Origin of the sequence: Streptomyces bullii, from assembly GCF_042657145.1 — a bacterium.
Lineage (GTDB): Bacteria > Actinomycetota > Actinomycetes > Streptomycetales > Streptomycetaceae > Streptomyces > Streptomyces bullii.
The window spans coordinates 639,805-659,626 of record NZ_JBHSNY010000003.1 but is presented as its reverse complement, the minus strand read 5'-3'; the positions used below and the strand labels follow the sequence as shown (position 1 = coordinate 659,626).

General features: G+C 71.5%; 15 protein-coding genes and 1 tRNA gene. 1 reads left to right on the top strand and 15 read right to left on the bottom strand.

Annotation, left to right across the window (positions count from 1 at the left end; genetic code table 11):
• Positions 1–49: 49 nt before the first annotated feature.
• Complete coding sequence (locus tag ACFPZJ_RS10950) at positions 50–943, bottom strand: glycosyltransferase family 2 protein (protein WP_381019969.1); 894 nt, start codon at positions 941–943, stop codon at positions 50–52.
• A 100-nt stretch (positions 944–1,043) separates the two neighbouring features.
• Positions 1,044–1,376, bottom strand: a complete 333-nt coding sequence (locus ACFPZJ_RS10945) for a DUF6233 domain-containing protein (protein WP_381019967.1) — start codon at positions 1,374–1,376, stop codon at positions 1,044–1,046.
• Positions 1,377–1,441: 65 nt separating this feature from the next.
• Here ACFPZJ_RS10945 and ACFPZJ_RS10940 point away from each other — a divergent pair, with 65 nt between their 5' ends.
• Positions 1,442–2,014 (top strand): GNAT family N-acetyltransferase, encoded by a 573-nt coding sequence (locus ACFPZJ_RS10940; RefSeq protein ID WP_381019966.1) that lies wholly within the window; start codon positions 1,442–1,444, stop codon positions 2,012–2,014.
• Positions 2,015–2,091: 77 nt separating this feature from the next.
• Here ACFPZJ_RS10940 and ACFPZJ_RS10935 read toward each other — a convergent pair whose 3' ends face one another.
• The 13 genes from ACFPZJ_RS10935 to ACFPZJ_RS10875 all read right to left on the bottom strand — a co-directional run bounded on the left by ACFPZJ_RS10935 (position 2,092) and on the right by ACFPZJ_RS10875 (position 19,669).
• Positions 2,092–3,468 carry a tryptophanase gene (locus ACFPZJ_RS10935; RefSeq protein ID WP_381019964.1) on the bottom strand — a complete coding sequence of 459 codons (1,377 nt, stop codon included), beginning with the start codon at positions 3,466–3,468 and terminating at the stop codon, positions 2,092–2,094.
• Between the two features lie 65 nt (positions 3,469–3,533).
• A complete protein-coding gene (locus ACFPZJ_RS10930; protein ID WP_381019962.1) occupies positions 3,534–4,676 on the bottom strand; it encodes a tryptophan dimethylallyltransferase family protein in 1,143 nt (380 codons plus the stop codon).
• A gap of 524 nt (positions 4,677–5,200) precedes the next feature.
• Positions 5,201–6,514 carry a cytochrome P450 gene (locus ACFPZJ_RS10925; RefSeq protein ID WP_381019960.1) on the bottom strand — a complete coding sequence of 438 codons (1,314 nt, stop codon included), beginning with the start codon at positions 6,512–6,514 and terminating at the stop codon, positions 5,201–5,203.
• Positions 6,511–7,116, bottom strand: a complete 606-nt coding sequence (locus tag ACFPZJ_RS10920; RefSeq protein WP_381019959.1) for a GTP-binding protein — start codon at positions 7,114–7,116, stop codon at positions 6,511–6,513. The genes ACFPZJ_RS10925 and ACFPZJ_RS10920 overlap by 4 nt, the downstream gene beginning before the upstream one ends.
• Positions 7,091–7,468: a DUF742 domain-containing protein gene (locus ACFPZJ_RS10915; protein WP_381019957.1), complete on the bottom strand. Its 378-nt coding sequence runs from the start codon at positions 7,466–7,468 to the stop codon at positions 7,091–7,093. Before ACFPZJ_RS10915 ends, ACFPZJ_RS10920 begins: the two co-directional genes overlap by 26 nt.
• On the bottom strand, positions 7,465–7,866 hold the full coding sequence (locus ACFPZJ_RS10910) for a roadblock/LC7 domain-containing protein (RefSeq protein WP_381019955.1): 402 nt from the start codon (positions 7,864–7,866) through the stop codon (positions 7,465–7,467). Before ACFPZJ_RS10910 ends, ACFPZJ_RS10915 begins: the two co-directional genes overlap by 4 nt.
• Positions 7,863–9,020, bottom strand: a complete 1,158-nt coding sequence (locus tag ACFPZJ_RS10905) for a sensor histidine kinase (protein ID WP_381019953.1) — start codon at positions 9,018–9,020, stop codon at positions 7,863–7,865. The genes ACFPZJ_RS10910 and ACFPZJ_RS10905 overlap by 4 nt, the downstream gene beginning before the upstream one ends.
• A gap of 443 nt (positions 9,021–9,463) precedes the next feature.
• Positions 9,464–9,537, bottom strand: a tRNA-Thr gene (locus tag ACFPZJ_RS10900).
• A 108-nt stretch (positions 9,538–9,645) separates the two neighbouring features.
• Positions 9,646–11,226, bottom strand: a complete 1,581-nt coding sequence (locus ACFPZJ_RS10895; RefSeq protein WP_381019951.1) for an alpha/beta hydrolase — start codon at positions 11,224–11,226, stop codon at positions 9,646–9,648.
• A 107-nt stretch (positions 11,227–11,333) separates the two neighbouring features.
• Positions 11,334–12,539, bottom strand: coding sequence for a DNA polymerase III subunit delta' (locus tag ACFPZJ_RS10890; RefSeq protein ID WP_381019949.1), 1,206 nt, complete (start codon positions 12,537–12,539; stop codon positions 11,334–11,336).
• 403 nt (positions 12,540–12,942) lie between these two features.
• Positions 12,943–16,224, bottom strand: a complete 3,282-nt coding sequence (gene tmk, locus ACFPZJ_RS10885) for a dTMP kinase (RefSeq protein WP_381019948.1) — start codon at positions 16,222–16,224, stop codon at positions 12,943–12,945.
• A 142-nt stretch (positions 16,225–16,366) separates the two neighbouring features.
• Positions 16,367–19,204 (bottom strand): type I DNA topoisomerase, encoded by a 2,838-nt coding sequence (gene topA / locus ACFPZJ_RS10880; RefSeq protein ID WP_381019946.1) that lies wholly within the window; start codon positions 19,202–19,204, stop codon positions 16,367–16,369.
• A gap of 267 nt (positions 19,205–19,471) precedes the next feature.
• The gene (locus ACFPZJ_RS10875) at positions 19,472–19,669 is read right to left on the bottom strand and encodes a hypothetical protein (RefSeq protein ID WP_381019944.1); all 198 of its coding nucleotides are present in this window, start codon (positions 19,667–19,669) and stop codon (positions 19,472–19,474) included.
• Positions 19,670–19,822 lie beyond the last annotated feature (153 nt).

Below are 19,822 nucleotides of genomic sequence, written 5' to 3'. Positions count from 1 at the left end.
TCGGGTTCACCCCCCATGTACGTCCGCAGTGAGATCGCTCTCCGCTCCGTCAGATGACCGGCGGCCGGCCCAGCCGCGTGAGCCGCCACACCGTCCGCCAGCGCATGGGCCGCCGCTCCCCCGCCGGGTCCCGCACGCCTTCCACGAATCCACCAAACCACGCGCGCAGCCCGGCGGCCGACCGGTTCCGTACGAGGGTGAGCAGCACCCACACCGCCAGGTGGACGGGCACGAGCGGCAGGGGCAACCGGCGGCGGGCCAGCCAGACCCGGTTGCGGGCGTTGACCCGGTAGTAGATGGCGTGCCGGGCGGGCGAGGTCTTCGGGTGCTGGAGGAGCAGTTCGGGCGCGTACAGGATCCGCCAGTCGGCATCGGCCGCACGCCAGGCCAGGTCGGTCTCCTCGTGCGCGAAAAAGAACTCGGCGGGCCAGTCGCCTATCCCGTCGAGCATGGCCATGCGCAGCGCGTGCCCGCCGCCGAGGAACCCGGTGACGTACCCGCCGCGGAGCGGGTCGGAGGCACCGACGCGGGGCACGTGCCGCCGCTGCGTCTCACCGTGCTCGTCGGCGATGCGGAAGCCGACGATGCCGAGCCGGTCGTCGGCGGCGAACAGCTCCTGGACGCGGCGCAGCACGTCCGGGTCGACGAGCAGACCGTCGTCGTCCAGCTCGACCACGACGTCCACGTCACCGAAGTCCCGCAGCCGCGCGATCGCGGCGTTCCGGCCGCCCGGGCAGCCGAGGTTCTCGTCGAGCTCGACCGGAGTCACCTCGCCCGGCAGCGAGAGCCGCTCGGCGAACTCGGGCAACGGGCATCCGTTGCCGACGATCACGATCCGCTCGGGCGGGACGTCCTGCTTGGCCACGGACTCCAGCAGCGCGTCGACCTCGGCGGGCCGGTTCCCCATGGTCACCACGGCGACCGCGATCCTCGGTGCCCCCACGCCCTCACCTCGTCCCGGTCGGCAACTGACCCGCGATGCTAGCCGTTCACCCTGAGGACGTGCCACGTACGCCTGTCCGCCCGGCGCCCGGCCGGCCCGTCTAGTCGAGGTAGCCGAGGACCGTGTCGGGCCGGCACTGCGGGCAGGGCTTGACCCCGTCGGCGAGGGCGCGCAGCGCCTGGTCGCGCGCCACGCCCTTGCTCCGCCGCCCGGCGTTCCAGCATCCGCCGACGTGGACGTACACACCGCTCTGCCCCGACAAGCCACGTTCGATGAGCCACTCCGGCGCGGGCGGACGCATCGCCTCGCCGCGCCGGCCCTCCGCCTGGCGGCGTTCCTCTTCGGCGATCCACCTGCGGGTACGTGCCAGGTCGCGCTCCTGTACGCGCTCCAGGAAGCGGAGCAGCACCAGGCGCGACTCTGGATCGTTCATGCGTTCGATTCTATGGCCGGCACACCGAGCCGCCACACCTGGCCCCACCGTGACATCGTGGGGCCATGAGCATCGAGGTGCGCCCGGCGGCGGTCTTCGAGGACGTCCGTGCCGTGCTCGGCCCCAAGTCGCCCGCGGCGAACGTCTGCTGGTGCCTGAGCTACCGGCTCCCGTCCAGACTCAACAACGAGCTCCGCGGTCCGGCCCGCGGCGAGTACGTCGCGCAGCTGTGCCGCGCCGACCCCCCTCCGGGAGTGCTCGCCTACGACGGGGACGAGCCGGCCGGATGGGCCGCCGTGGCACCGCGCTCGGACACCTCCTTCGCCCGCAACCGCAAGATCCCGCACGTCGACGACCTGCCGGTCTGGTCGCTGTGGTGCATCCGGGTACGCCCCGGCCACCGGAAGAAGGGCGTCTCGCACGCCCTGATCGCGGGAGCGGTCGAGTTCGCCCGCGCCCACGGCGCGCCGGCCGTCGAGGCGTACCCCCTCGACAACGGCGACGCCAAGGTCGACCTGACGATGGCGTACGCCGGCCTCCGCAAGAACTTCGAACGCGCCGGCTTCACCCATGCCGCCGACACCACCTCGGTCCTGGCCGGCCACCCTCGCGTCCTGATGCGCCTCGATCTGCGCTGACGCGCTCCCGCTTCGCTCCACCGCACGAAAGGACCCAGGCCAGACGCCTCTGACCTGGGGTGGGGCGGCCGGGAGGATCAGGTTCTGCTGGGCCTGACCGGTTCCAGCTTGATGCTGAAGTGGCGGAGGATCGGTGACTGCTCGACGATCCGGTAGCCGTTCACCGAGCTGGGGTCCTTGGCGATGTCCGCCAGGGTCTGGGCGACATGGTCGTAGTGGCTGCGGGTGTAGACCCTGCGCGGCAGCGCCAGCCGTACGAGTTCGTAGGGGGCCGACTTCACGGGGTTGCCGTGTTCGTCCTCCTCGCCGAGGTAGAGCGAGCCCAGTTCCGCCGAGCGGATGCCCCCTCGCAGGTAGAGCTGGCAGGCCAGCGCGTGGCCGGGGTACTGGTGGGGCGGTATGTGGGGCAGGAGCCGCCCGGCGTTGAGGTAGAGGGCGTGCATGCCCGGGGGCTCGAGGATGTCGACGCCGGCTGCCCGGACGCGCTGGGCGAGGTTGGCAGCGATGTCGGCACGCTCAGCCAGGTAGAGGGGGTCGGTCACCTCGACGAGTCCTTGGGCCATCATGTCGAGGTCGCGTCCGGCCAGACCGCCGTAGGTGGCGAAGCCCTCCGTCGCGATCAGGAGCCGTTCGCACTTCTGGGCGAGCTCGGGATCAGTCAGGCCGATGAAGCCGCCTATGTGGACGATGCCGTCCTTCTTGGCGCTCATGACACACCCGTCGGCCAGACGGAATGCCTCCTCGGCGACCTGTCGGGGGGTGCGGTCCTGGTAGCCGGGCTCGTGACGGGTCACCAGCCAGGCGTTCTCGGCGAAGCGCGCGGCGTCGAGGATCATGGGCACGCCGTGGCGGCGGCACAGCTCGGCGGTGCGCCGCAGGTTCTCCATGGACACCGGCTGCCCGCCACCGCCGTTGTTGGTGATCGTCATCACCACCGCGGCCACGGGTGACGCGTCGGCGGCCGAGAGCGCCTGCTCAAGGGCTTTCAGGTCGATGTCGCCCTTGAAGGGGTGCGGGCTGTCGAGGTCCTTCGCCTCCGGGCAGGGAAGGTCGCGTGCCTGGCAACCGGCCAGCTGCACGTTGGCGCGGGTGGTGTCGAAATGGGTGTTGGACAGGACAGTGCTGCCCGGTGTCAGAAGCGTGGAGAAGAGGATGCGTTCGGCCGCCCGTCCCTGGTGGACGGGCAGGATGTGCGGGTAGCCGGTGAGCTCGCTGACGGTCTCGTGGAAACGGTAGAACGAGCGGGAGCCTGCATAGGACTCGTCGCCGTTCATGCCCGCGGACAGCTGCGCGGCCGAGATCGCGCCGGTTCCCGAGTCGCTCAGCAGGTCGATGGTGACCTCGTCGGCACGCAGGTCGAACAGGTTGTAGGAGACGCGCTCCAGGGCTTCTGCACGCTGCTGCCGGGTGGTCTGGGGAAGCGGTTCGACGACCTTGATCCGGTACGGCTCCACTGGGTCCTTCCTTTACGTTCCATGGGTCACTGCTGGTCGGCTGGTGCACGGCCGTCGCCGACCGGTCACCGGCCCGGCGGGTACGGCAGCGGGGGGCGGACCGCGTACGCCTCCGAGGAGACGTACGCGGTGATGCGCAGCGGCCGGCCGCGCTCGTACGCCAGGGCCAGGTAGGCGATCAGTCCGGCACCGTCGGACAGCTGCCGCGTGGTGAGCGCGGCCAGGGCACGGTCCAGTACGGACGGATCGGTCCCGAAGCGGGTCAGCAGCGCGCTCGCGCGGGCGAGGGCTTCGGCGTCGTCGCGGACGTAGTCGCGCACGGGGATGTGCAGCGTGAAGCCGCTCGGTCGGCCGGTCTCGTCCTCGGTGAAGGAGTGGCAGGCCAGCGCCGGCCGCCTGACCAGTCGGGCCTCGGGACCGTTCTCCGCCCCGGTTGTCGGGCGTTCCCCCGCGGCGATGTGGAAGAAGGCGGCGACATCCTCAGGGCCGGGGCCGGGCACCGTGCGGTTCAACGCACACGCCTCGCGCGCCGAGAGAGCGGGATGAGTGGTGTAGACCTTGACACGGGGGGTTTCCCACACGCCGATGTCCAGGGCGAGGAAGGGATATCCGGCGGCTTCGGGGAGCATGGCGAACGCCTTGTGGTGACCGAGCCTGCGCAGTGCCTCCCGTACGGTGGCGCCGGCCTGCTCCGGGCCGGACGCGGCGGGATTCAGGTAGACCTTGATCCCGGGGACGCCACCCGGGCGTAACTCCAGCGCGTACCACAGCGCCAGGGGCCCATGAGCGGACGGAGGCAGGAACAGGTCCGCCAGGCGGTCGAGCTGCGCGGTGGAGAAGTCCCAGCGGCGGGCCATCTCCCGGATGACGGTGAGCCCTTGGCGTCCGTTGCCCTCCATGTCAGCGGCGGCCCAGCCGGGTTCCGCCAGGACGCGCAGGACGGGTGCGGCGTCCGGCCGGAGGGCCAGGGAGAACTCGACCGGCGTGTGGTCATCCGATATGAAGCTGGGTGACAGGGGCGGCTGGGACAGCGGACGCCGTGCCCCCTGCCCGAGGGATTCGACCAGGATCTCGGCGTAGAGCGCCGCGTCGGCCTCTTTCAGGCCCACGGCGCTGCCCAGGCGCACCAGTTGACCGGCGACGTGGTCGCCGAGCGTGAGGCTGTCCACCTGGGCGGCAGGTATCTCACCCGCCGACGCCCGGCTCACCGGCTCTCCCGAAGCGCCGTGCGGTGGGCGGAGGGGGCGGACGAGCCCACGCGTGCGGCCGAGGCCAGGTGTGGCCGCGAGGCGGTCCGTGCCGACGAGGCAACTCGCGTCGGCAAGGCGGTCCGTGGCGGCAAGGCGGTCAGCGTCGGCAAGGCGGTCAGCGCCGACGAGGCCACCCGCGCCGGTGAGGCGGCCCCTGCCCGCGAGGCGGCCCCTGCGGGCACAAAAAGATACCCGCCTGCGAGGGCGGGTATCCGGCCGTGCGGCCTGTCTGTTTCGATACCTATAGGGAAAGTCTGCTCCGGGGAGAGCGGCCGGCGAAGCGACCAGGCGGCGGGGCGCCGAGCGAGAGCGGCAGCGGCAGCGGTATTCGACTCCACTGTCCCTCCTTCACCTTGTGACGACTCGCTTACTCTGCGCAGAGTTACCCAAGCGGTTGAACGCTCATGCAAGGGGCGGAGTCAGTCCCCTGTTACTTGTGTCACCTCCGGTGTTACGTGTGTCACCTCTGGCCGTGGCCAGTCTCAGGCTTTCCACCAGCTGAGGAAGGAGCTCCACAGCCCACCACGTTCCCTGGCCTGGGTGGCGGTGGCAGCGGGGCGCTGCTGTATCTGAGGCGTCTGCGGCGGCATCCCACGCCTGGGGTCGACGGGAGTGAAGCGGGCCGGGAGGTGCCCCAGGGCACGGTTGAACGGGCCGGGGCGCCAGGTCAGGCTCTCCTCGGGCACGGCGAGTTCGACGTCGGGCAGCTCGTTGAACAGGTACTCGATGGCCGCGAGGGTGATCAACCGCGCGGGCTCCTTGGAGGGGCACGCGTGCGGACCGGCGCTCCAGGCGAGGTGGGCCCGGTTGCTGCCCGCCGACGTGGCGTTGGCGGCCTGGAAACTCACCAGCAGCAGATCCCCGGCGCTCAGCTTCTGCCCCGCGAACTCCATGTCCCGGGCCGCGTAGTGGGGCGCGTAGTTGGACATGGGCGGGTTGCGCCACAGCGTGTCGTCGAGCGCCTCCTCCACCAGTCCGTTCTGCGCGTACCGGTCGTTGGTCAGCAGCAGGTGCAGGGTGTTGGCGATGAGGTTGCGCAGCGGTTCCGCCCCCGCGCCGAGCAGCAACACGAGCTGGTGGGCCATCTCCTGGTCGTCCAGCTGGGCCGGGTGCTGCATCAGCCACGAGGTGACGTCCTCGCCCGGCCTGGTCCGCTTCAGCGTGACCAGTTCGCTCACGGCCTGGAACAGCACCTGGTTGGCCTGCTCCGCGTTGACGCCGTCGAAGATGCCGGAGATGCCGAACATGACCCGGTCGCCGATCTCCGCCGGGCAGCCGAAGAGTTCGTTGAAGACGAACAACGGAAGCTGCTTGGCGTAGTCGTTCAGCAGGTCGGCCGAACCGCGGTTGCTGAACTGGGAGATGAGGTAGCGGGCGACCCGGTCGACGGACTCGCTCAGCCGGTGGCTGCTGACCCGTCCGAAGCTCTCGGTGACGGCCCGGCGCAGCCGCAGGTGTTCGGCGCCGTCGGAGAACATGCAGTTGGGCCGGTAGGCCAGCAGCGGAAGAACAGGGCTGTCCGGGCTGACCCTGCCCTCGTTGAGGTCACGCCACCGGCGGGCGTCCTTGCGGAAGTCACCGGAGTTCTGCAGCAGGTCCAGTGCCGCCCCGTAGTCCGTCACCAGGGTCGCCTCCACGCCGGGCGCGAGTTCGACCGGGGCCGTCGGGCCGTAGTGACGCATGTAGGCGTAGTAGGAGTGAGGATCGGCCGCGAAGTCCGGCGTGTACATGGGAATCCGCTCACCGCTGCCGTGGGCGGGGCAGCCGGGCGGCGGTACAGGGGTCGATTCGGTCATGCGTGCTCCAGGGCGGCGCGTTCGTGTAGGTAGCGAACGAGAGTGATCAGCGCGTTCGCCGACGATCTCTCGTCCCGTGCGTCGATGACGACGACCGGGGTGTCGGGCAGCAGGTCGAGCGCTTCCCGCAGCGCCGCTTCGGTGCGGGTCGGTGTGCCGTCGAAGCGGTTGACGGCGATGGCGTAGGACAGCCCGTACTGCTCGATGAGGTCGATGACGGCGAAGGAGTCGGCCAGCCGTTCGGGGTCCACCAGCACGAGGGCCCCCAGGGCGCCGCGAGCCATGTCCTCCCAGATCTGGATGAACCGCTGCTGACCGGGCGTGCCGAACAGGTAGAGCACGACCTGGTCACTGAGCGTCAGCCGGCCGAAGTCCATCGCGACGGTGGTCGTGGTCTTGCCCTGCACACCCTTGAGGTCGTCGATGTCCTCCGCCACCCGCGTCATGCTCTCCTCGGTGGACAGGGGCGGGATCTCGGAGATGGTGCCGATGAAGGTCGTCTTGCCGACGGCGAAGTGCCCTACGACCAGGATCTTCACCGCGGTCTGCTGCGCGCCGCCCCGGACGTAGGCGCCCTTATCCAAAACGGGCGTGGAGTCCATCCAGCACCTCCTGGAGAAGCTGTGCGTCGGCGAGATGCGCCCGCGGCACGGGCGCTCGGGTGATCAGGTAGCCGCCCTCCGCCAGGGAACTGAGCAGGATCTTCAGCACGCCCAGCGGGAGTTGGGTGTGGCCGGCGATCTCCGCGACCGAGAGGTAGCCCCCGGCGCACATGTCCAGGAGCTGCTGCTCCTCGGGAGAGAGCCGGTTGGGACGCTGCCGCTGGTCGCTGGCTGTCGTCACGAGGGTGATCAGCGAGAACTTGTCCTCGGAGGGCAGGTCACGTCCGCGCGTGATGACGTACGGGCGTACTAATTCCGCGGCCTCGTGCTCATCGGGGGTGTTGTCAGTCATGAGCGGTGACCGATGTCCTCACGGGGGGGCGTCGACAGTTCCTTGCCCAGCTGGCTGACCAACTGCTGCATGCGGAAGGTGATGTCGGCCATGTCGATGTCGGGTTCGGCGGAGACCGCGAGGTAGGCGCCTTCACCGGCGGAGATCAGAAAGACCCAGCCGCCGTCGAACTCCACCAGGGTCTGCCGCCACTGCATGTCCGCACCGTCGCAGAAGAACCCCAGGGACCGGCTGAGCGACTGCACACCGCTCATCGCGGCGGCGACCGTGTCGGCCGAGTCCCGTCCGAGGTCCTTCGTGCGGGCCATCAGCAGGCCGTCGGCCGACACCAGGACCGCGTGCAGGGCCCCGGGAATCTCCAGGGCGCTGTCCAACATCCATGAGAGGTCGTCTTTCACGAGGAGGTCTCCGGTCCCTTGCGTGCGTCGGTGTGGCTCGGTTCACGCTCAGCGTCCGGCCGCGCGGCACGGCCGGTCTGGGTCCCCCGTTGAAATGCACCCATGAGTGACGCCGTCTCCTCCATGGAGCGGGCAGGCGAGAGCTGTGTGCGTTCCGGCCTGCTCGGTACCACGGCCATGGGTCTCTGTTTGCGCCTCCGCTTGGGCAGCCCGTCGGCAGTCGTCGCCGGGGCGTCCGCATCGCCCGAACCTGCTCCTGGCTGGAGAGCCACCGTCGGCCTCCTCGACTCCGGCATGCTGGTCAAAAGCTCCTCCGGAAGGAGCACCACCGCACGCACGCCCCCATAGGGGGACGTGGAGTCCACGGTGACGGTGAATCCGTAGCGCTGACAGAGCGCACCGATCACGGCGAAGCCGAACTGCGGCGGGTTCCCGAGTCCGGAGACGCCCACGGCGCGCTCACCGGACAGCAGTTCCGCCGCCCGGGCCTTCTCCTCCTCGTTCATGCCGACACCGGCGTCGTCGACGACGATGCAGATTCCCTTGGGGACGGACCGCACGTTGATCTCCACCACCGTCTCCGGAGCGGAGTAGCTCGTGGCGTTGTCGAGCAGCTCGGCCACCGCCAGGGCGACCGGCTCGACGGCCCGGCTGGTGACGGCGAAGTCCACCTGCGAGAGGATCTCGACCCGCTGGTAGTGGCGGATCCGTCCCTGTGCGCTGCGGACCACGTCATAGACCGAGGCCGCCTGGCGCTGCCGACCGAGCCACCCCTGGCACAGCACGGCGATGGACTGGGCCCGCCGTCCGAACTGCGAGTTCATGTGGTCGATCTGCAGCAGATCCTGCAGGATCAGCGAATCTCCGTACTTCGCCTGGAGCTTGGAGATGACGAGCTGCTGCTCGGCCGCGAGACCCTGCAGCGTCCGCATGGCGGACTTCAGCACCGTCTTGGTTGCTTCTTCGGCCCGCTCCTCGGCCTGCCGGACGATCTCGTCGTAGCCGCTCTGCAGCTCGGCGTACGAGGAAGTGAGCTCGCCGCTCTCCTTGCGTAACGTCCTTATCGCCTTGCGCTGGCGATAAATGACCGCGGCCGCTGCGGGCGCGCCGACAACGAGCGCCCAGGCCGTCGGATCCAGCATGTATTGCGTCATATGACTCTCTTCAAGCGACTGAAGCCCAGTTGCTGAAAACCTGCCCGTTGGCGTCCTGGCAGGTGGGAGTACTCGGTGGGCTCGCCGCCAATGGGCCGCCCCGTGCCGCAAGACGTCGTCTCGGGGCTCGTGACCCCCTCGGCAAGTGCCCGGATCATATCACTGGACGTAATTGACTATTCGTCAAATGATGACATTTTCATGAAGCTCCGGGTCTCCAACGGTGAAGGGATTCACCCTCCGATCGCATATTCGTATGCCGTGGGCGCCGGGCCACGGCCGGCAGCCTAGCGGCCCGCCGCGGCCCGGCGCCGCACACCTCGAAAACCGCAGTGATCGCCGAGCGCCGGTGATACACCCGCAGCGCCGCCGTGACGCGGGCCGAAGAGCGGGCTCACGAGGAAACCCCAGGTCAGAGATTCTCTGATCTGGGGTTTCAGGAGAGCCGCTTTCGGGATTCGAACCCGAGACCTACGCATTACGAGTGCGTTGCTCTGGCCATCTGAGCTAAAGCGGCGCGCTGTCCACACCATGGTGCGATCAGCAACGACGGTAAGTCTACACAGTTTCTGGGAGTGCTTCGTACCGGCCCCGGAGCGGAGCCCCCGGGGCCGGTGCGGGCCCGCTAGGAGCAGCGCTTTCCGTCCGCGGGCGGCGTGCCCTTCAGGAGGTAGGCGTTGATCGTCGAGTCGACGCAGCGGCTGCCGCGGCCGTAGGCGGTGTGACCGTCGCCCTCGTAGGTGAGGAGCCGGGCGGAGGAGAGCTGGCGGGCCAGGGCCTGGGCCCAGCGGTACGGCGTCGCCGGGTCGCGGGTCGTGCCGACCACGACGATGGGGGCCGCGCCCCGGGCCTCGATGCGGTGCGGCTCGCCTGTGGCCCGCACCGGCCAGTACGCGCAGTTCAGGGAGGCCCAGGCAAGGCCCTCGCCGAAGACGGGCGAGGCCTTCCGGAAGGCGGGCAGGGCCCGGCGGACCTCCTCGGGACCGGCGAAGGCGGCCGGCAGGTCGAGGCAGTTCACCGCGGCGTTGGCGAACATCAGGTTCGAGTAGCTGCCGTCGGCGTCGCGCTGGTAGTAGCTGTCGGACAGGACGAGCAGGGCCGCGCCGTCGCCCTCCCGCATGGCCGAGGTGAGCGCCTCGCGCAGTTGCGGCCAGGAGCTCTCGTCGTACATCGCCGCGATCACCCCGGTGGTGGCGAGCGACTCGGTGAGCCTGCGGCCTCCCTCGTCGCCGGTGGGGAGCGGCCGCGCGTCGAGCCTGTCGTAGAAGGCCTTCAGGTTCCGGCCGACCTGCTCGGGCTGCGTGCCGGGGTCACCGAGGGGACAGTCCGGCTGCCGCACGCAGTCCTTCGCGAACGACCGGAACGCCGTCTCGAAGCCCGCCGTCTGCTCCAGGTTCAGCCGCCGGGCGGGCAGCGAGGGATCCAGCGCGCCGTCCAGCACCAGCCGGCCCGTCCGGCTCGGGAAGAGCCCCGCGTACGTCGCCCCGAGGAATGTGCCGTACGACGCGCCTACGAAGTTCAGCTTCTCGTCCCCGAGCGCCGCCCGGACGATGTCCATGTCGCGGGCCGCCTCAAGGGTGGACACGTGGCGCAGCAGCTTCGGCGCGTCCGCGCCGCAGCCCTCGGCGAACGTCCGGTAGGCCTCGACCAGCGCGTCGGTCTCCCTCTGGTCGTCCGGGGTGACGTCCGTCCGCGTGTACGTGTCCATCGCGGGCCCGTCCAGGCACTCGACGGGTTCGCTGCGGGCGACGCCGCGCGGGTCGACCGCCACGATGTCGTAGCGGGCGCGCACCTGGGCCGGGTAGCCGACGCCCGCGTACGACTGGAGGTAGGCGACCGCCGAGCCGCCGGGCCCGCCGGGGTTCACCAGCAGCGATCCGAGCCGCTTGCCCGGGCCGGTGGCCTTCTTGCGGGCCACGGCGAGACGGATGTCACCGTCGGACGGCCGGGCGTAGTCGAGCGGTGCCTTGAACATGGCGCACTGGAAGCCGGGGGCGCCGCACTCGCGCCAGCGGGGCTTTTGCCCGTAGTACGGCGTGAGAGCGGCCGGTGTGGAGCGCGGCAGCGGGGCCGGTGCCGCCGCCTGCGCCGCCGAGCTGGCGGTGGTCGTCGTGCTTGCGGACGAGCAGGCGGAGAGGAACAGCGCGGCGGTGGCGAGGAGGGTCGCCGCGCGGCGGGTCCTGCGGGGGGTGCGCCTTGTGTGCATCCAGCGAGCGTAACTGTGAGCGACCGGATGAGCACTATACGCGCACGCCGTGACTCGTACGAGTGACGACGCCGGCGTCCGCCGCCCCCTCACCTCACCGCGCGGGCTCAGCCCGCTCTGAGGGCCATGGTCATCGCCTCGACGGCGAGCAGCGGGGCCACGTTGCGGTCGAGCGCGTCGCGGCAGGCGGCGATCGCCTCGATGCGGCGCAGGGTGGCCCCCGGGGAACTGGCGCGGGCGAGGCGCTCCAGGGCGTCCTCGGCGTCCGCGGTGGCGATGGCGACGCGGGAGCCGAGCTGGAGGGCGAGCACATCGCGGTAGAACGCGGTGAGGTCGGTCAGGGCCAGGTCGAGGCTGTCACGCTGGGTCCGGGTTCTGCGGCGCTTCTGCTTGTCCTCGAGGTCCTTCATCACCCCCGCCGTGCCTCGGGGCAGACGGCCGCCCTGGGCCGCGCCGAGGGCGGCCTTGAGCTCCTCGGTCTCCTTGGCGTCGGTCTCCTCGGCGAGCTGCTTGGCGTCCTCGGCGGCCGCGTCGACGAGTTCCTGGGCGGCCTTGAGCGCTCCGCCGACATCCTCGACGCGCAGCGGCAGCTTCAGCACGGCGGCGCGGCGCTCCCGGGCGGACGGGTCGGTGGCCAGGCGGCGGGCCCGGTCGACATGCCCCTGGGTGGCGCGGGCCGCCGCGACCGCGACGTCCGGTTCGATGCCCTCGCGCCGTACGAGCATGTCGGCGACGGCGTCCACCGAGGGGGTGCGCAGATTGAGGTGGCGGCAGCGGGAACGGATGGTCGGCAGCACGTCCTCGATGGACGGCGCGCACAGCAGCCACACCGTGCGGGGGGCGGGCTCCTCGACGGCCTTCAGGACGGCGTTGGCGGACTTCTCGTTCAGCCGCTCGGCGTCCTCGACGAGGATGACCTGCCAGCGGCCGTTGGCCGGGGACGTGAACGACTTGCGGACGGTGTCGCGCATGTCGTCGGCGAGGATCTGCGTGCCTACAGCGGCGACCGTGGTGACGTCGGCGTGCGTGCCGACGAGTGCGGTGTGACACCCGTCGCAGAACCCGCAGCCGGGGGCTCCGCCCAGTGCCCGGTCTGGGCTGACGCACTGCAGAGCGGCGGCGAAGGCCCGCGCCGCCTGGTTCCGCCCCGCCCCGGGCGGCCCCGTGAACAGCCACGCGTGGGTCATCCTCGACGCCTCCGGCAGAGGCCGGCCGGCCGCGGCCGCGGTGACCAGTGCGTCGGCGTCCCGGGCAGCGGCGGCGAGCTGCTCACTCACCTTCTCCTGCCCGACGAGGTCGTCCCACACGGTCATGGGTCACGCCGCCCTTCCGTCACGTCACGTTCAGCTTGCGGGATCCATTGTGGGGGTGAGCACTGACAACGGGGGCGGGCCGGAGCCCGCGCACCGCCTCCGACTCCGCCTCCGCCGAGGGAGCGCTCCATGCCCGGCCCGTGCCGGAAACCCGCCTGCCGAAACCGAGCCGCAAGCCGCAAGCATCGTGCCACCAAGGGCGGCGGCACGGGTGGGCGCGGGCGGCGGCACGGGTGGGCGCGGGCGGCACCGTTCAGCGCCGCGTTGCGCAACGCACCCCGCGCCGACCACAACCGGTCCAGTCCGGGCAGTCGGCTCAGGCCGGGCAGTCGGCTCAGCACGGCCCTTCCGCAGCCGGGGGCGGAGCCGGGCCGGGCCCGCCGACCGGCCCGGGCGATCGACGTCAGCGCCGCCGGCCCCGCCCCCGGCCGCCCCCGTCCTCGTCGTACTCGTCCTCATGCGGCCCGAGCAGCTCGTCCGCCAGCGTCGGCAGATCGTCCAGCGGCGTCTCCTCGGCCCAGTCGGACCGCTGCCGCCGCCGAGGAGCGCCCTCCGCGTCGACCTGGGGCAGCTCGCGGGTACGGTCGTCCGTCCCGTCGGGCCGGGCGGCCTGCGGCTCGTCCCGGAAGAAGCCCGGCGGCACCCGGTCCGCGGGATCCTCCCCGGGCACCGGCGGCAGCACCGCCGTCTCCTCGGCGTCCCCCGGCCGCACCGGAGGCAGCACCTCCGTCTCGTCCCCGGCCCGGGGCGCCACCGGCGGCAGCACCGCCGTCTCGTCCGCCGCCCCGGGAGCCGGCGGCTTCGGCAGCTCGGCCGTCACCTCGGCGTCGGATCCAGCGGACGTCCGGGAAGCCCCCGCCCGGTCGGCGGACTGCGCGGACTGCTGCGAGCTCTCCGGCTTGTCCATCCGCACGCGCGGCAGCACGGCCGTCTCCTCCACCGGCCCGCCCGACGCGTTGGTGGGCGTGACCACCGGCGTCGGCACGGTCGCCGCGTCGGGCGCGGCGGCCGCCGTCGGCCCCGCGCCCCCGGCACCCGCAGGGCGCCCGGCCGCCGGACCCTTCGGCCCCGCCTCCGCCGCGGCCGCTGCCGCTTCCGCGAGCCGACGGGCCTCCTCGGCCCGCAGCAGCGCCTCCTCGGCCTTGCGCTGCTTGTCCAGGCGCCGCGCCTCGGCCTCGGCGCGGATGCGCGCCTCCTCCTCGGCCTGCTTGCGCCGCCGTTCCTCCTCCGCCTTACGGCGGGCCTCCTCATCCGCCCGGGCCTTCTCCTCGGCGAGCAGCCGGGCCCGCTCCTCCTCGGCCTTACGGTGCGCCTCCTCGGCACGTCGCCGGGCCTCCTCCGCCTGCCGTTCGGCCTCGCGCCGCTGCGCCTCCTCCAGCTCGCGCCGCTTGCGCTCCTCCTCCTCGGCACGCAGCCGCGCGAGCTGCTCCTGGCGCTCACGCTCCAGGCGCTCCTCCTCGGCCTTCCTCCGGGCCTCTTCCTCGGCCCTGCGGCGAGCCTCCTCCTCGGCCTGCTTGCGCGCCTCCTCCCGGGCCTTGATCTCGGCCTCGGACAGCGGCAGCACCTGGTCGAGCCGGTGCCGGATGACCGTGGTGACCGCCTCGGGCTCCTGCCCGGCGTCCACCACCAGGTAGCGGCCGGGATCGGCCGCCGCCAGCGTCAGGAAACCGGCCCGCACGCGCGCGTGGAACTCGGCGGGCTCCGACTCCAGCCGGTCCGGCGCCTCGGTGAACCGCTCGCGCGCGGTCTCCGGCGCGACGTCCAGCAGCACCGTCAGATGCGGAACGAGCCCGTCGGTCGCCCAGCGGTTGATGCGGGCGATCTCGACCGGCGACAGGTCGCGGCCCGCGCCCTGGTAGGCCACCGAGGAGTCGGTGTAACGGTCGGAGATCACCACCGCGCCGCGCTCCAGCGCGGGCCGGACCACCGTGTCCACGTGCTCGGCGCGGTCCGCCGCGTACAGCAGCGCCTCCGACCGGTGCGACAGGCCGGCGCTGGAGACGTCCAGCAGGATCGACCGCAGCCGCTTGCCGACCGGGGTCGCCCCCGGCTCACGGGTCAGGACGACCTCGTGCCCCTTGGAGCGGATCCACTCGGCGAGCGCCTCGGCCTGCGTGGACTTGCCGGCCCCGTCGCCGCCCTCCAGGGCGATGAAGAAGCCGGTGGCGGCGGGGGCCTGCTCGGGGTCGTCGCCGCCGAGCACCGCGTCGCGCAGGTCCTGTCGCAGCGGCACCCCGGAGCGGTCGTCGACCTTGGCCAGCACCAGCGCGGCCACCGGCAGCAGCAGTGCGCCCACCAGCATCAGCGTGAACGCGGCGCCGCCGTGCGCGAAGACGAACTTGCCGTTCTCCAGCCGGTGCGGCCCGATGCCCGCCGCCACCACGGGGGCGATCACCGCGCCGAGCGCCACGAAGACCCGGACGACCGCGTGCAGGTGCTCCGTCGTACGGGGCCGCCGGAAGTCCTCGATCTCCTGGTCGAGCAGCGTGTGCCCGCTGTTGGCGGCCATGCCCGCGCCGACGCCGGCCAGCGCGAGGATCAGCAGCACCGTGGTGACGTCCGGGACCAGCCCGGCGGCCAGCAGCGCGACGCCGGTGAGGGCGATCGTCAGCGCCAGCAGCCGCCGCCGCGACAGGGCGGGCAGCACGCCGGGCGCCGTACGGATGCCGACGACGACACCGCCGGTCAGCGCGCCCACCATCAGCCCGTACAGCACGGGGCCACCGCCCAGGTCCTTGGCGTGCAGCACCGCCACGGCGACCGCGGCCGACACCGCGGCGGCCACGGAGGCGCACGCGAGGACCAGCAGCGGCATCGCGCCGGTGCGGCCCTTGTCGGCGCCGGTGCCGGTCTTCGGGCGGCGCAGCCCCTCCAGCGGCGACCGCGCGCGCGGGGTGCGCGTGCCGGGCAGTTCCAGGAAGGTCAGCACGGACAAGGACGCGGTGAACAGCCCGGCCGCGACGTAGGAGCCGAGGGCCGCCTGGTGCTCGCCGAACCAGTCGATGCCGGCGCCGAGCAGGTTGTTGAGCAGCGCCGCGACGACGAGCGCGGCGGCCGCGAGCGGGATCGCCACGAAACCGGTCCGCAGCGACAGGCGGCGCAGCGCGTCCATGTGGTCCGGCAGCGGCCTGATCGACGCGCCCTCCGGCGGCGGGGCGGGCAGCAGCGCGGGCGCCGCGCTCTCCCGGCACACCGTCCAGAACCGCTCGGCGACCCCGGTCACGAAGGCGGTGACGAGCAGGATCGCCAGCGCGTCGGCGGGTGTCCAGTCGATCCACAGCGGCGCGACGATGAGCAACGCGGCCCGCAGCCCGTCCGCGCCGACCATCGTCCAGCGGCGGTCCAGCGGACCGTCCTGCGAGGTGAGCGAGGTGAGCGGGCCGAGGAGTACGGCGCCGAAGAGCAGCGTCGCCAGGATGCGCGCGCCGAAAACGGTCGCCACTGCGAACGCCACGCCCCGGTAGCCGCCGCCGAAGGCGCCCTCGGCGATGGCCGCCTGCAGGGCGAGGACGACCAGGACCAGCAGGGCGAGGGTGTCGCCCACACCGCCCACCAGCTGGGCGCTCCACAACCGCTTCAGCTGCGGCTGGCGCAGCAGGGCACGGACGGCACGCTCGCGGGAGTCCGCGACCAGGGCGTCGTCGGGGGCCGGCTGAGGGGCCGTTGGCTGCTCGGCTCGCGTCATGCTTTCAGCCTATCGGGAGCCACCGACACGCTGGAGAGCGCGCCCGGGCGTACGCACGCCCCGACACCGAAGTGGTGCCGGGGCGTTCGCATTCCGAACGCGCCATAGATCAGGGCCTTGCGGCCCGGGTCTTGAGCGGACCTCAGTCCTGCGCGGTCGCGGTCTTCGAGGCGGTCGCCTTCTTGGCGGCGGTCTTCTTCGCCGCCGTCTTGGCCGTCGTCGTCTTCTTCGCGGTCGTGGTCTTCTTCGCCGCGGTCTTCTTCGTGGCCGTCGCCTTCTTGGCCGGGGCCTTCTTGACGGCGGTCTTCTTCACCGTCTTCTTGGCGGGCCCCTTGGCGCGCTTCTCGGCGAGCAGCTCGAAGCCGCGCTCCGGGGTGATCGACTCGACGTTGTCGCCGGAGCGAAGGGTCGCGTTGGTCTCGCCGTCGGTGACGTACGGCCCGAAGCGGCCGTCCTTGACGACCACCGGCTTGCCGCTGACCGGGTCCTCGCCGAGCTCCTTCAGCGGCGGCTTGGCGGCCGCCCGGCCACGCTGCTTGGGCTGGGCGTAGATCGCCTGCGCCTCCTCCAGCGTGATCGTGAAGAGCTGCTCCTCGGACTGCAGGGACCGCGAGTCCGTGCCCTTCTTCAGGTACGGGCCGTAGCGGCCGTTCTGCGCGGTGATCTCCTGGCCGTCGGCGTCGGTGCCCACGACCCGCGGCAGCGACATCAGCCGCAGCGCGTCCTCGAGGGTCACCGTGTCCAGCGACATCGACTTGAAGAGGGAGGCCGTACGCGGCTTGACCGCGTTCTTGCCGGTCTTCGGGGTGCCCTCGGGAAGGATCTCCGTGACGTACGGGCCGTAGCGGCCGTCCTTGGCGACGATCGTGTGGCCGGTGGCCGGGTCGGTGCCCAGCTCGTAGTCGCCGCTCGGCTTGGCGAGCAGTTCCTCCGCGAGCTCGACGGTCAGCTCGTCCGGCGCCAGGTCGGCCGGGATGTCGGCGCGCTGGTGCTGCTCGGTGTCCTTCTCGCCGCGCTCGATGTACGGGCCGTAGCGCCCGACCCGCAGCACGATGCCGTTGCCCACCGGGAACGACGACACCTCACGCGCGTCGATCGCGCCCAGGTCGGTCACCAGCTCCTTGAGGCCGCCGAGGTGGTCCCCGTCGCCGTTGCCGGCGTCGGCGGCGCCGCCGATGCCGTTGGCCTCGCCGAAGTAGAACCGCTTCAGCCACGGCACGGCCTGCGCCTCGCCGCGCGCGATGCGGTCGAGGTCGTCCTCCATCTTGGCGGTGAAGTCGTAGTCGACGAGCCGCCCGAAGTGCTTCTCCAGCAGGTTGACCACGGCGAAGGACAGGAAGGACGGCACCAGGGCCGTGCCTTTCTTGAACACGTAGCCGCGGTCCAGGATGGTGCCGATGATGGACGCGTACGTCGACGGGCGGCCGATCTCGCGCTCTTCCAGCTCCTTGACCAGCGACGCCTCGGTGTAGCGGGCCGGGGGCTTGGTGGAGTGGCCGTCGGCGGTGATCTCCTCGGCGGTCAGGGGATCGCCCTCGGTGACCTGCGGCAGCCGGCGCTCGCGGTCGTCGAGCTCGGCGTTCGGGTCGTCGGCCCCCTCGACGTAGGCCTTCAGGAAGCCGTGGAAGGTGATCGTCTTGCCGGACGCGCTGAACTCGACGTCCCGTCCGTCGGACGCGGTGCCGCCGATCTTCACGGTGACGCTGTTGCCGGTGGCGTCCTTCATCTGGGAGGCGACGGTCCGCTTCCAGATCAGCTCGTAGAGCTTGAACTGGTCACCGGTCAGTCCCGTCTCGGCGGGCGTGCGAAAACGGTCACCCGAGGGCCGGATCGCCTCGTGCGCCTCCTGCGCGTTCTTGACCTTGGCGGCGTACGTCCTCGGCTGCGGCGGCAGGTAGTCGGCGCCGTACAGCTGCGTGACCTGGGCGCGGGCGGCGGCGACCGCCGTGTCGCTCAGCGTCGTGGAGTCCGTACGCATATAGGTGATGTAGCCGTTCTCGTACAGCTTCTGCGCGATCTGCATCGTCGCCTTCGCGCCGAAGCCGAGCTTGCGGCTGGCCTCCTGCTGCAGCGTCGTCGTACGGAACGGGGCGTACGGCGAGCGGCGGTACGGCTTGGACTCGACGGAGCGCACGGAGAACCGGGTGGTCTCCAGGGCGGCGGCCAGGGCGCGGGCGGTCGCCTCGTCGAGGTGGAGGGTGTTCGCGCTCTTGAGTTGTCCCAGGGAGTCGAAGTCGCGGCCCTGCGCGACGCGCCTGCCGTCGACGGTCTGCAGGCGGGCGACCAGCGACGACGGGTCCGACGAGTCTCCCGCGCGGCCGGTCGCGAAGGTGCCCGTCAGGTCCCAGTACTCAGCAGAACGGAAAGCCATGCGCTCGCGTTCCCGCTCCACGACCAGTCGCGTGGCGACGGACTGGACGCGCCCGGCGGACAGCCGCGGCATGACCTTCTTCCACAGGACCGGCGAGACCTCGTAGCCGTAGAGGCGGTCGAGGATGCGGCGGGTCTCCTGGGCGTCGACCAGCTTCTGGTTGAGCTGGCGCGGGTTGGCCACGGCCTCGCGGATCGCGTCCTTGGTGATCTCGTGGAACACCATGCGCTTGACCGGGATCTTCGGCTTGAGGACCTCCTGGAGGTGCCAGGCGATCGCCTCGCCCTCCCGGTCCTCGTCGGTGGCCAGGTAGAGCTCGTCGGAGTCCTTCAGCAGGTCCTTGAGCTTCTTGACCTGCGCCTTCTTGTCGGCGTTGACCACGTAGATCGGCTGGAAGTCGTGCTCGACGTCGACACCGAGGCGACGGACCTCGCCGGTGTACTTCTCGGGCACCTCCGCGGCGCCGTTGGGAAGGTCGCGAATGTGCCCGACGCTCGCCTCGACGGTGTAGCCAGGGCCGAGATAGCCCTTGATCGTCTTCGCCTTGGCAGGCGACTCGACGATGACGAGTCGGCGGCCGCCCTTCGCGGTCTCGCTGGTCGGGGACAACTTCGCTCTTCTCTCCGGTCGACGCTGTGGCCTCCCCAGGCCTGTGTTCCCGGGGTCGGGTCGTTCTTCTGGCTCACTCGCTGGTGCTGACGCTGCGGAGTGTGACGGTACATCCCGCCCCCGTGTCAAACGGGAAAAGCCCGCAACGGCCACTCGAACGGTAACCCGACTACCACTATTCCTGCCGCCCGGCGTGACAGGCACCCAGCGGGGTGCCTACGGAGCGCGTTCAGCCCCTTACAGAAGGGAGCCGCCCCTTCCCGCCGCTCACAGGCGGGTGAAGCACCATGCGCCCAGGGCGAGGGCCGCCACTGCGGCCAGGCCGGCGAGGGTCGCCGATGCGACGGGGCTCACACCCTGCGCGACGGGCCGGCGATGCCGTGCACGGGCCGCGGTCCACACCAGCAACCCGGCTCCGAACAGGGAGAACACCAGTCCCGCGAAGATCGCCGATTCGCTCTCCATGGCTTCCCGTGCCCCTGTTCTCCCGTCCGCGCGTGCCCGGTCACGGGAGGCTGACACGCGCGGACGGCTGCCAGGCGAACCCGGGGTGAACGCCGGGTCGACGAGCCCGTCGATCATGACCGGCCGGCCCCTGCCGACCGGTCGGGACGAGCT